Source organism: Paenibacillus taiwanensis DSM 18679, from assembly GCF_000425125.1.
Lineage (GTDB): Bacteria > Bacillota > Bacilli > Paenibacillales > Paenibacillaceae > Paenibacillus_B > Paenibacillus_B taiwanensis.
The window spans coordinates 458,795-471,047 of record NZ_KE384308.1 but is presented as its reverse complement, the minus strand read 5'-3'; the positions used below and the strand labels follow the sequence as shown (position 1 = coordinate 471,047).

The window sequence follows — 12,253 nt, the reverse complement described above, 5'->3', positions numbered from 1 at the left end:
GCATCGTTCCTTTCGGTCTAGCAGTCAGTTAACGTATTTAATTTGTCGTTTATCAAGTCTACTACATTCCAGTTATTCCACGGATAAGAGCGAGGCGGGATAGATCTAAATGCCATGAACTCTTTCGTTGTGGGATGATCGAATGAAAGCGATGTGGACCATAGAGCGATTTGTTGGCCTGCTTTGTTAAGAGCAGCTCCATAACGTTGATCACCAAACAAAGGACATCCAATGGCCTGCATCTGAACACGAATTTGATGCGGTCTTCCCGTGTGTAATTGTACAAGCACAAGTGATAGCTGATCATGCTGGCCAAGTACTTCATAATCCAGGCGTGCCTCTTTTGCATCTGGCGTGCTTGAACTTGCAACCCGTACAGTATTGGTGCGGCTGTCTTTCAGCAAATAATGCCGCAACGAAGCTCGAGACTGTGCCGGAATACCGTGAACAACGGCTATATAACGCTTGTTCAACTCCTGCTTTCGCACCGTATCTGAAAGGCGAGAAGCTGCTTTGGATGTCTTGGCAAACACCATTGCACCGCCTACAGGGCGATCAAGTCGGTGTACAAGCCCTAAGTAGACGTTCCCAGGCTTGCTGTAGCGTACTTTGAGGTCGTTTTTGAGCAGCGTAAGCATATCCTCATCCTGTGTAGAATCAGCCTGTGACAGCACGTTCACAGGCTTTTCTACAACGAGGATATGATTGTCTTCGTACAGAATTGGAATCACAGGCGCTGTATCATATCCCATAAGCGCTATGCCTCCCAGCGACCAAGTATACCACACGGAAGGGCAAGTCCCGTTTGCGTAATAGGCAGCCCAATTTCACCGCACGTTATTGTACCGCCGTACCGTTTCTTCATAGTCAAATGAAGCATGTTATCTAATACTGCTGGTGACAGGCCTGTTGTATAAGAGTTTATCAACATAAACAACGGGTTGTCAGACATAATAGTCATACACAATTCAAGGAACGGATAAAGACTTTGCTCTAGCTTCCAAGTCTCACCGTTCGTTCCACGCCCATAGGACGGTGGGTCCATAATGATTGCATCGTACTTGCTGCCGCGGCGCTGTTCTCGTTGTACAAACTTAAATACATCATCTGTAATATAACGCACAGGGCGGTCGGACAGACCTGATAGCTGCACGTTCTCCTTCGCCCATTGCACCATACCTTTGGCTGCATCCACATGGCATACTTCTGCACCCGCATAAGCACATGCAACTGAAGCACCGCCCGTGTATCCAAACAAATTTAACACTTTTACAGGGCGTTTGGCTGCACTAATCTTGTCCATCATCCAGGCCCAGTTCACCGCTTGTTCCGGGAATAATCCGGTATGTTTAAAGCTTGTTGGACGAATATAAAATTGGAGGTCACGGTATCTGATTGTCCAGCGATCGGGTACAGGCTTCTTCATGTCCCATTGTCCGCCACCTGAGGAACTTCTGTGATAATGACCATGTACGTTGTGCCATCTTTTCGTTTCTTCCGCAATTGGCCAAATAATCTGTGGGTCAGGTCGACGTAACACGATGTCTCCCCAACGTTCAAGCTTCTCTCCGCCACCTGTATCGATGACCTCATAGTCTTTCCAATCTTGAGCCATGTACATCACGATAATTCTACCTTCCTTATCTTCACAAAGTCGCTAACCGCTATTGTACTACAAAATGCGCCGCGAAGCTATGGAAGCAGCTCAAGAGGGTGCATGTAACACTAGGGACATGCAGGATAAGTTGGTTATGCGTGAGCGGTCAACAAGTAAACTTGTAGCCGACACCGCGTACGGTCAGAATATAGCGGGGATTGGCGGGATCGGGTTCTATTTTCTTGCGTAAATTGCTGATATGTACCATTAGTGTGCGGGTGTCACCAAAGCTTTCTGAGTTCCAAATGAGTTGATAGAGCTGTTCGAGTTTAAACACTTTATTAGGAGACTGCGCAAGGTGGGTTAACAAGTCAAACTCTTTGGATGACAATGAGATGACACGTCCGTCAACCTTGACGGTGTGGCTGTTCAAATCAAGCTCCAAACCTGGATAGGAAATAATATCGCCTTCGGAAGCGGCATGTTCCTGAATCAAACGTCGCCTTAACTGAGCCTTGACCCGGGCAACAAGCTGACTCGGACTAAATGGTTTCGTAATGTAATCGTCTCCACCAATCGTCAACCCTAATATAATATCGACATCGTCACTTTTGCAGCTAATAAATATGATCGGCACGGTGGATGTTTTTCTGATCTGCTTGCATACTTCGATACCGTCCAATGACTTTAACAGGATATCGAGTACGATCAGATCCGGCTTGACGGTTCTTGCTAATTCCAGTGCAGCATGTCCATTGTCCGCTACATAGACTTTAAATCCTTCTCTTTTCAAATACAGTGAAATTAATTCAGTGATTTCAAGTTCGTCATCCACAATCAATATTTTGTGTTCAGCCATATGAAGCTATCACCTCCACTATCATCACCATTATAGCGAATGTTGGTAGAAGATGACAATGATAGGATTGGAAGATCTCGCCAAATGAATTGCGGTGATATACAATGAGAAAAAGTGGGAGGTGCAGAACGATTAGACGTATATCTTTTCATATAATTGTAGCCCTCGTAGTGGTTACTATATTGCTAGTTCAACTCATCAGCGATGTATCTCAACGTAAGCTTGCACCTCAATCCTTATTTGGCGTGATGGATCTTCGTTCCTGGGATTTTGCCAAGGACGGTTCAGTGTCATTAAAAGGCAAGTGGGAGTTTACGTGGAAAGAACTATTGCGTCCGGATCAATTTTCTAATCCAATGAAGGAGCGCCAATATGTGCAAGTACCCACGTCATGGAATCAAATGATTCTAAACGATTGGCCATTAAGTGGGACGGGGTATGCGACTTATCGGATACAGATTTTAAAAGACAAGGAAGCGAGGATGCTAGGTATTTGGCTGCCTTCTATATACACATCATACAAAGTATGGATGAACGGCCAACCCTTTGTTAGTGAGGGCAAGGTGGGGGATGAACCAGCAAAAGCTGTTCCAAGCATGAAGCAGCGACTTGCTATGATGGTATCAGATGAGGAAGTATTGGATATTGTCATTCAGGTATCTAATTATTCCTATGTCAAAGGCGGAATGTGGCAAGCACCTGAGATTGGATCTACCGAGCAGATGATTCGCAAAAGTAAAATGGAAACGGTGCGAGATGCAGTTCTGTTCGGATGTCTCTTCATTGTTGGTTTATATCATCTGGGCATGTTTCTGGAAAGAAGGCAGGATGTATTCACGTTTCATTTTGGACTTTTATGTATTGCGATCTCCCTTCGTATGTTAGCCGTTGGTGACATGCTGCTGTATAACTGGTTTCCGTGGATTCCGTGGAACAGCGTGATTAGACTAGATTACTGCTTGACGATATGCGCTGTCATATGTGGTGTCAGCTACGTCAAGACACTGTTTATAAATGAATCACATCGTATGTTGTATCGCTTCGTTCTGATCATGGGTTTGGTGCTGATCGGTCTAACCCTATCCTTATCCACGATTGTGTTTACCTCTTGGCTACTTTTTTACCAGATCTATATCGTAATTGGGATGTTGTTTATGTTGTCTGTAACAATTAAGGCTGTATTGAGGCAGCATCTAGGTGCAACGATTGCTTTGATCGGGTTTACCGTGTTCTGTGTGCTCATTATTAATGATTTATTATATTATCAGGAGTTGGCTCCAATAAGGGATTTGTCTCCTATCGGGCTTGTTATATGTGTATTTATGCAGTCGCTGATGATTTCGATGCGTTACTCTAATGCAATGGAGGAAGTGGAGTCCGTGTCCTGCGAGCTGCGAGAATTAAATACGGGCCTAGAGCAGCGGATTCAACTTCGCACAGGTGAATTGCTTCATATGAATGAAAATTTGGAACAGAAAAATAAAGAACTGGAACGAATGGAAAATTCGCGAAGACATTTACTCACGAATATATCACACGATCTTAGAACACCGATGACGTTAATTCGGGGGTATTTAGAAGCGCTTCATGACGATGTCATTAATGAACCTGCTGAGCAAAAAAAATATGTCAAACTGATGCTTAACAAAATTAATAGCTTGAATCATCTTATTGGTGATTTGTTTGAACTGTCTAAGCTGGAAGCGAGGGAAGTGCAAGTAACGATGGAGGATATGCTGCTTGAGCATTTTATTTCACACATTGAAGAACATTACGAGTTGGAATTACGTAGACGAGGCTTCTTGTTTGCTTGTTATAACTTGACCTATCGGGATGCACCGCCGGTAAGCTTAAATTTGCGTATTGATATCGATCGGATGACCCAGGTATTTGACAACCTTATTTATAATGCAGTCAAATTTACACCTGCCGGCGGCACAATCAGTATCCGGGTTCAATATGTTGCGTACAAATCGTGCATTCACTTGGAAGTTACCGATACGGGAATCGGAGTGGACTCAGAAGATTTACCTTACATCTTTGATCGTTTCTACAAAAAGGACAAATCAAGAAATTCATCTTCCGGAGGTAGCGGATTGGGACTTTCTATTGCGAAAGAAATTGTAGAACTTCATCATGGTTCCATCTGGGCTACAAGTATGCAGGGACAGGGATGTACGTTTCATATTGAACTGCCTGCGCGAATGCAGTAGCCAACTAAGGTTGTCCAGCAGGTATTAGCGTGTATTTTTTAACTCGGAATGCTTCATGACGTGCTGCATCATACTTAACGTTTGCTCACGTGAATGTTCGTCCATCGATTGCCACAATTGAAGAAGTCGCTGTGTTTCAACCGGCTGTTTATCCTGATTATCCGCATTTACTAAATAATCAATCGATACGTCAAATAGAACTGCTAGTTTACGAATTGTATCGTAAACAGGCTGACGACTATTGATCTCGTAGTGACTGTATGCGGAACGTGTAACTCCAATATGCCGGGCGACTTCTTCTTGTGACAATTTACGAGACATCCGCAGTCGGCGTAAGCGCTCTCCAATTGTCATTCACTTTACTCCTTTTTTGTTCATAATAATATTGCTGTAGGAATAGGGCACTATTTGTAATGTATGATACAATATGTATCGTGTCAAGGAAATTATTTATGAATAGCAGAAATGCGGGTTTCATTAGAGGTGGATAATATTTACCATGTCCCAAAGTGCTCAGCTTCGTATCCAAATGTGACTGCACACAAAAACGGCGTACCTCCCAGAAGAAGGTACGCCGAATGTTTGCAAAATAATTTGTACAATGGTTAAATAATAGTTGTGTTCATGTACATAAGTCAGCTTAGCATGTAAGCTAGCTATATACGTTCAAAGATTACATTATGCCTTATCCAACTGCCGAATCAACCTCGGTGCGGTCGTGCAGTATACAACCTGATCATGTGTGTATTAGTAGAGCGAGAGGGCTAGTGTGTCGTTTTCTCTGCGAGAATGAAGTATCGCTTCTGAACCTATAATCTCGATACTAATTAAAGTCTCCAAGCATGTCTTAATGGCTCGTTTACCAGAATTGACCTTTCGATTTAGTGCGTCTTTAAGTAGTGAAAATGTATTTTTGTGGGACACGGTTGTACAGAATACGGGAATCTTACGATCTTGGAAATCAATATATACAGTTTTCATTCATATCGGCCTCCTGTTTCATTCTATTTCTCTTGTTATTATATTAAGGGCTGAACATTAAATTCACCTTAAAAACTGGCTACAATGTTGTTACAAAACGGCTGTTTTTGAAAAAATTTCGTCATTTTCATAGAGTAAAGCGATTGCGAATAGTAGAAAACGGCTGCATCCTTGATGAACAACAATCATCTAGGATGCAGCCGTGTTAGGCGATTAAGTGAATGGGACTAGTTCAATTGAACGTCTGCCCACATATCTTCATCGTTTACTTGAAGTTGAATCTGTGAACGGAAGACACGCTGTCCATGATTGTTATAAACATATTGCTCCAATGCTTCCAACATGTTACTCTCGACAATATATTGATGTCTGCCCTGTACCCATACTTGAGCAGAAAATCCATGTTCCTCATCCCAACACAGTTCAACCTCGATCTCAGAAGGCTGAACTTGTCTGCGCATCGCCATATTAAGGCAGATTGCGTTCACAATTTCATCCATCGTCAAGGTTAAATTCATTAGTTCCACCGTCCGTCATTAGATGCTGGCTTACGACGTTCACGCCATCTGCGAACAAACATCGAGATGACCATAACTAAGGCAACTAACGCGATAACATTCAGCATTAAGCCTAGAATTTCCCCCATCATTCCCATGTTGCCGAATAGCCCGCCAAATAGAAGCCCGGCAAGACCACCAATCATTAAGCCTTTCATTAAGCTTCCACCACTAAAGAAACCACGTTTAGCTGTTGTTCCCGTATTTGTGTTTGTATTGGTCGAATTGTTGACATTCGACTTGTTGTTGGTGGAATTAGAAGTACCTGAATTGGATTTGCTCGTAGATGGGTTATATTTCTTGACCCCTGAGCTGAATCCTCCCCGTTTAGCATCTACAACTCCTGGTGCTGTTACAGCGAACAGAAGTGCGACTGCCAAAAAGACCGACATCCATTTGCGCATGATTTGCCTCCTCTAGAAGAATGTTTACCGTTTCGTCATGCTTTACGTTTTCAACATACAAATGGTTTCAAAAAGATGATGGTATTTGTTACAATGGTCATAGACGGTAACTGCCAAGGAGGTAAACACCATGTATGCAGAGGGTTATGTCCAATATTTGGTGGAATTCCACGTCACACGTGACTGGTTTGAATGCCATGAGATTATGGAAGAGATGTGGAAGCAGGAAACAGATGCTGATCTGCAACAGACTTGGCTTTTACTCATACGTTTGGCGGTTGGACTATATCATGAACGACGAGGGAACATGCCTGGGGCAGAGAAGATGTATCGTCAAGTCGAGGCTAGTGTACAGTCGATTGATTGGAAGCGTCACGGCATAGAAGGGGATAAGCTAACCTATATGGTGGGGCAGCGGCTGAAGAATGCTGAACATCTAATGATGTCCTCAGAACGAGTTCGCGTGGATCGTGTATTTGACACGATGAACTTGCCAATTGATGATCCAAACTTACTAAAGCAGTGCCAAGTTTATTGTAACAAGCTCGGCTTAGGCTGGAACTTAGCGGACACGAACTTTACGGACGAACTAATCCATCGTCATCGCCTTCGGGATCGTTCAGATGTGATAGCAGCAAGACAGGTTGCGCTTAATCGTAGACTTCGTGACTGATGACCTTATAAGAAACAGGCTGCCCGAATATCAAATAACCGCAGAGTTCATTATGCTCACTCTGCGGTCTTTATCATTTATGGATGTTATACGTCTTCGTTAGTTGATTCTAGCATAGAAACGACCCAGCGGCACCATTTTATTTGAGCTTCCGCTAGAGTGATCGCGCGATTCAGCAATATATAATCACCGAAGTGCAAAGAGTGTGCATGACGCTCGTTCTCTGGAATACGAGAAAGCAGCTTCTCATAATAAGCAATCTTAGTGTCGAGCTGCTTCAGTCGCGTTAAGAACAACGGGATGGCAATGTTACGATCTGTCATCCAAATACATTGTGCCTTCAGACTGAGCTCGTCCCGCGTGGCCGCCTCCGCTGGTGCTTCTCCGAGCCAATCCATTACAGCCTTACGGCCACTGTCGGTAATGGAATATACCTTTTTGTCCGGTTTATCTCTTTGTTCAATACGAACAAATTGGACGAAGCCTTCGCGTTCTAGCTTGGCAAGAAGTGGATAGATCTGGCTGTGCTTGGCTTGCCAGAATGGTTGAATCCGCAGCATCAAATCGTAGCCGGAGCAAGACTCTCTAGCTAGTAGTCCAAGCAGTCCATACGACAAAGTGTTTAACATAAATGAATCCCCCCAATTCAACTGTTGGTGCCGCTGAAATTCCCCTGCTCGATAAATAAACATAATATTCATTTTGATTATATGAAAGAAATTACATGAATTCAATGGGTCATGCAAAAATAGTCTAATAAGGGCAATGTATGTTGCGCTGCCAACGAGGAAGATTGTATCATGTGATGAGACTTTATTGTACAACATGATGGGGGATAATGATATGATTTCATCCATATCTGCTGAGAATGCAGTTAGACAGGATATACCTGTTATTATTTTGTCAGGGTTTCTAGGAAGCGGCAAGACGACACTGCTGCAACAGCTTGTGGCTTGGAGCTTGGAGGCTGGACTCACTCCGGCTGTCATTATGAACGAAGTCGGAGATGTGAATTTGGACGGTCAGCTGCTGCCCGAGCAGGTTCCAATGGAGGAACTGCTGAGCGGATGCATATGCTGCTCTATTCGTGGCGACTTTGGCATCAAGCTCCACGAGCTCGTGACTCAACAGGCTCCAGATGTTATATATGTAGAGTGTACGGGTATTGCAGAGCCGATGGAGCTTGTAGATACGTTAACAGAGGTTTCGTTATATGCTCCTGTGCAATTGACCCAGATTGTTACGCTGGCAGACACCGTCCAGTTAGCTGATCAAGTATTTCTAGCACCAGATGCAATGCAAACACCATCTAAGAAATTGGAGCGGCTTCTGCGTGAACAAGTGCGTGCAGCTAACGTGCTTGTGTTGAATAAGTGTGATCTGCTATCTGAAGCAGAAGCAGATCGTGTCGAGGGCCAATTGCGTGCTTGGAATGACACGGCTGTTAGGATACGAACAAGCAAGGCTATCGTGCCCCGATCCGTGTGGGAGCATAGCTTGCTGACGTCACAGCAGCTAAGTGACAACCTCGTGGCAGCACAAGTGCCACAGGAGCTTGCAGGCGAACACAGCAGTTGCACGTGTGGCATGCATATGGATAATGACGAGCAGCATGCTGAAGCTAGGGGCGACGCAGGCTCGGAGCAACAATGTTTAATTCATCGTTCCCGTCCATCTGCCCATGCCCATGTGACGGTCTGGACGCACCCGATCGAGAAGCCGCTTAACAGTGAACGGTTCGAGCAGTGGCTAATGGACCTTCCGCAAGAAGTATACCGCGCCAAAGGAATTGTAAGCTTTACAGATACTTCTAAACGCTACATGTTCCAATACGCGTATCGTGCTACTGAATTTATTCCGATCATGCCACAAGGTCAGGTGGATGATGTGATCGTGCTAATCGGGGAGCAAATGAATGCAGATGAGTTATATAAGCGATTGTCAGCATGTATGGATAATGCCTGATAGGTATCAATAAAGCCTAATACGTGAGTTGTTATGGAGGTGCCAAATAGCCGTCAAGAGCGAAGCTTCTTTTAGAAGTTGAGAGCTCTGGGCGGTTATTTCATTTGGTAGAGCTTTGTGTATGAGCCGGTGCGGTTACAGATGAAATGGTTAGAAAGTTCGTTAGGAAAAATGAGGACAAGCAGGCAGGCGCGGTAACGTAATGGGAGCCTGTGAAACGTGATGAGGCGTAACGGTTACGTCTTATTTCATAAAATATGAATGTATTTACAAATCAAATGCACATCAAAAAGGAGCTTCGTTTAACTCCTTTTTGATGTGTACACGACAGAAATTATCGAGTTGCTGAAGGGGAAGGTGAAACATCTGATGACGAACCGTCATTCGTTTTCTTTTCTTCCAAATAACGATAGCCGTCGGCGATCCATTCTAAAGCACCTGTCTCGGGATGGATGAGCATGCCATGTACGGGAATGTCAGAAGGGAGAAGCGGGTGGTTGCGTAAAATACGCACACTGTTCAGCACCCCTTCATGCACATTGTCAAAGCCGCGCAGCCAATGATGCAGCTTAATGCCAGAGTTCGTCAAAGTATCGAGGACGACATCATCAACCCCGCGCTCTTTAGCTTGATCAATAATATGCTGCGAATTCAAACCCGTCATGCCACACTCATAGTGGCCAACAACCATAACCTCGTTGGCCTCGAGTTCGTAGATTGCAACTAATACGCTTCGCACGACACTCCCGAATGGCTGAGATATAATGGCACCGGCATTTTTAATAATTTTCGCATCGCCGTTTCGCAAATTCATCGCTTTAGGAAGAAGCTCTACAAGTCTTGTATCCATACATGTGAAAATAACCATCTTCTTGTCGGGAAACTTGTTCGTTAAATATTGCTCATACTCGCGGTTGCTAACAAACTGCTCGTTGTACTCTAAAATTTCAAACATATTGGACATTGATTTCCCTCCTAGGCATTCGTGAATTGGGTATGGCGTTTGTCTGTACAAGCTACATGCACCGAATAAATCTGCTGACTGCTCCATAATTTATAGTATCCGCTTCCTTGTGCATGTAATCGCATCTGCTCTTCAAAGAAGACCGTCTGATGTCGATCAATGACGATAGGGAAGGGTGCATTGGTGAGGATCGGAACGTCAAATGCTGATAGTTCAGATACTAGCCACAGACTAGGAACGCCGTTAACGGCACAGCCACAGCCATCAGTATCATAAACAAGCTTTAAGGTTCCTGTCCCATTCAACTGCTGCTCAATCGCTTCGATAGCGGCTGCACTCAGCTGTAGATCGATATTCATACAAGAGGTCAGCTCCTTTATGTAACAGCATTGAAAATTTCATGTGCTTTTGAAAGTTGATTATAAAGCTTACACAGCGTATCATCAAGAGGCAGGTTCAATTTGATACTGAGGTGATCGAAGCATGAGTGAAACACAATCAGCGACAATTCAGAAGTTTCGAGATATCGTGACGAAGTTAAAGTCTTACGAAGAAGCGATAGGTCTGATGTATTGGGACTTGCGTACAGGCGCGCCACGCAAAGGTGCGCAGATGCGTTCCGAGACGATTGGGATGTTGTCCACCGATATGTTTAAGCTAGGCATTTCCGAAGAGATGGGACAATGCTTGGATGCGCTGGAAGCAGATTTAGAGCAACTAGACGCAGTAACACGTAAGCTGGTTATAGAGACACGAAAAGAATACAACCGGAACAAGTTAATTCCCCCTGAGCTCTATCAAGAATACATCGTGTTAACCTCCAATGCGGAGACGGTGTGGGAAGAAGCAAAGGCTAAGCAAGATTTTGATATGTTTAAACCATACATAAGAGACATTGTAAAGATGAATCAACAATTTATCGACTATTGGGGCGCAAAGGAGACAAGGTACGATACGCTGCTTGACATGTACGAGCCAGGGATGACCGTAGCTAAGCTGGATGCAATCTTCGGCAAGCTTCGTGACCAGCTAGTTCCATTGGTGCAGGCCGTTCAGCATTCGGACAGTAAGCCTGAGCACGGTTTTCTGGATCAGACATTTGACATTGAAGGCCAGAAGCAATTTAGCAACTTTATTCTAAAGCAAATTGGATTTAACTTTGATGCAGGGCGTCTTGACGAAAGTGTCCATCCATTTGCGACGGGACTCAATCCGGGTGATGTGCGAATTACAACGAATTACTTGCCAAATGACGTAGCTAGTGCGGTATTCAGTTCTCTCCATGAAGGTGGACATGCGCTGTATGAGCAAAATATTCGTGAAGATTTGGCGCGCACACCTTTGTGCACAGGTACCTCTATGGGGATTCATGAGTCACAATCCCGTTTTTGGGAAAATTTGATTGGGCGCAGTCGGCTGTTCTGGTCGCGTTACTATGAAGACCTGCAAAAAGTATTTCCGGAGCAGCTTGGTGGCGTTGAAGTTGAACAGTTTTACCGAGCAATCAATCGGATCGAGCCGTCTCTTATTCGGATCGAGGCGGACGAAGTCACTTATAACCTGCATATTATTATCCGTTACGAGATTGAGAAGATGCTGTTTAATGACCATTTGTCCGTAGATGATTTGCCAGCTGTGTGGAATGAGAAATATGAAAGCTACCTAGGTGTGAAGCCTTCACACAATAGTGAGGGTGTATTGCAAGATGTACATTGGTCTAGCGGCGGATTTGGTTATTTCCCTTCCTATTCGCTCGGAAACATGTATGGAGCGCAAATGATGAACAAGCTGCGTCAGGTCATGCCTGACGTTGATGAGCGTATTGCTAAGGGAGATTTGCTGCCAATCAAAGAGTGGTTGACCGAGCACGTCTATCAGTACGGCAAACTGCTGACTCCGTCTGAAATTATTGAACGTATGACAGGTGAGGCGTTAAATCCACAATACCTAGTTGACTATTTGACAGCTAAGACGAAGGATGTATACGGTTTGTAAATAAAATACTGCGGCTCTATGCTGTATTAATAAAACCCTGCCTGT

General features: G+C 44.2%; 14 protein-coding genes. 4 read left to right on the top strand and 10 right to left on the bottom strand.

Annotated elements, in window-relative coordinates:
* Window positions 1-17 precede the first annotated feature (17 nt).
* The 3 genes from H509_RS0120410 to H509_RS0120400 form a co-directional block, all read right to left on the bottom strand.
* Entirely contained in the window at window positions 18-752 is a 735-nt protein-coding gene (locus H509_RS0120410; protein ID WP_028546712.1) for an RluA family pseudouridine synthase, read from the bottom strand.
* Between the two features lie 5 nt (window positions 753-757).
* The gene (locus H509_RS0120405; protein WP_028546711.1) at window positions 758-1,621 is read right to left on the bottom strand and encodes a class I SAM-dependent methyltransferase; all 864 of its coding nucleotides are present in this window, start codon (window positions 1,619-1,621) and stop codon (window positions 758-760) included.
* A gap of 142 nt (window positions 1,622-1,763) precedes the next feature.
* Window positions 1,764-2,456: a response regulator transcription factor gene (locus H509_RS0120400; RefSeq protein ID WP_028546710.1), complete on the bottom strand. Its 693-nt coding sequence runs from the start codon at window positions 2,454-2,456 to the stop codon at window positions 1,764-1,766.
* A 170-nt stretch (window positions 2,457-2,626) separates the two neighbouring features.
* Between H509_RS0120400 and H509_RS0120395 the strand changes: the two genes are divergently transcribed.
* Window positions 2,627-4,669, top strand: coding sequence for a sensor histidine kinase (locus H509_RS0120395; RefSeq protein ID WP_245596207.1), 2,043 nt, complete (start codon window positions 2,627-2,629; stop codon window positions 4,667-4,669).
* A 24-nt stretch (window positions 4,670-4,693) separates the two neighbouring features.
* Here the strand turns inward: H509_RS0120395 and H509_RS0120390 are convergent, their stop codons facing one another.
* From H509_RS0120390 to H509_RS0120375, 4 genes are all read right to left on the bottom strand, one after another.
* On the bottom strand, window positions 4,694-5,023 hold the full coding sequence (locus H509_RS0120390) for a helix-turn-helix domain-containing protein (protein WP_028546708.1): 330 nt from the start codon (window positions 5,021-5,023) through the stop codon (window positions 4,694-4,696).
* Window positions 5,024-5,416: 393 nt separating this feature from the next.
* Window positions 5,417-5,650 carry a hypothetical protein gene (locus H509_RS0120385; RefSeq protein ID WP_028546707.1) on the bottom strand — a complete coding sequence of 78 codons (234 nt, stop codon included), beginning with the start codon at window positions 5,648-5,650 and terminating at the stop codon, window positions 5,417-5,419.
* 227 nt (window positions 5,651-5,877) lie between these two features.
* Window positions 5,878-6,168, bottom strand: coding sequence for a YxcD family protein (locus H509_RS0120380; RefSeq protein ID WP_028546706.1), 291 nt, complete (start codon window positions 6,166-6,168; stop codon window positions 5,878-5,880).
* On the bottom strand, window positions 6,168-6,611 hold the full coding sequence (locus H509_RS0120375; protein ID WP_028546705.1) for a hypothetical protein: 444 nt from the start codon (window positions 6,609-6,611) through the stop codon (window positions 6,168-6,170). The genes H509_RS0120380 and H509_RS0120375 overlap by 1 nt, the downstream gene beginning before the upstream one ends.
* Before the next feature lie 130 nt (window positions 6,612-6,741).
* On the opposite strand from H509_RS0120375, the gene H509_RS0120370 reads away from it, so the two are divergent.
* The gene (locus H509_RS0120370) at window positions 6,742-7,284 is read left to right on the top strand and encodes a DUF309 domain-containing protein (protein WP_028546704.1); all 543 of its coding nucleotides are present in this window, start codon (window positions 6,742-6,744) and stop codon (window positions 7,282-7,284) included.
* 86 nt (window positions 7,285-7,370) lie between these two features.
* On the opposite strand, the gene H509_RS0120365 is transcribed toward H509_RS0120370, so the two are convergent.
* Window positions 7,371-7,913, bottom strand: coding sequence for a PadR family transcriptional regulator (locus tag H509_RS0120365; protein WP_028546703.1), 543 nt, complete (start codon window positions 7,911-7,913; stop codon window positions 7,371-7,373).
* A gap of 214 nt (window positions 7,914-8,127) precedes the next feature.
* On the opposite strand from H509_RS0120365, the gene H509_RS0120360 reads away from it, so the two are divergent.
* Window positions 8,128-9,249, top strand: a complete 1,122-nt coding sequence (locus H509_RS0120360) for a CobW family GTP-binding protein (RefSeq protein WP_051287476.1) — start codon at window positions 8,128-8,130, stop codon at window positions 9,247-9,249.
* Between the two features lie 334 nt (window positions 9,250-9,583).
* Here H509_RS0120360 and H509_RS0120355 read toward each other — a convergent pair whose 3' ends face one another.
* Together H509_RS0120355 and H509_RS0120350 are read right to left on the bottom strand one after the other, a co-directional pair.
* A complete protein-coding gene (locus H509_RS0120355) occupies window positions 9,584-10,213 on the bottom strand; it encodes a beta-class carbonic anhydrase (protein WP_028546701.1) in 630 nt (209 codons plus the stop codon).
* An 11-nt stretch (window positions 10,214-10,224) separates the two neighbouring features.
* A complete protein-coding gene (locus H509_RS0120350) occupies window positions 10,225-10,572 on the bottom strand; it encodes an iron-sulfur cluster biosynthesis family protein (protein WP_028546700.1) in 348 nt (115 codons plus the stop codon).
* Between the two features lie 124 nt (window positions 10,573-10,696).
* Between H509_RS0120350 and H509_RS0120345 the strand changes: the two genes are divergently transcribed.
* Window positions 10,697-12,208, top strand: coding sequence for a carboxypeptidase M32 (locus H509_RS0120345; protein WP_028546699.1), 1,512 nt, complete (start codon window positions 10,697-10,699; stop codon window positions 12,206-12,208).
* Window positions 12,209-12,253: the final 45 nt, after the last annotated feature.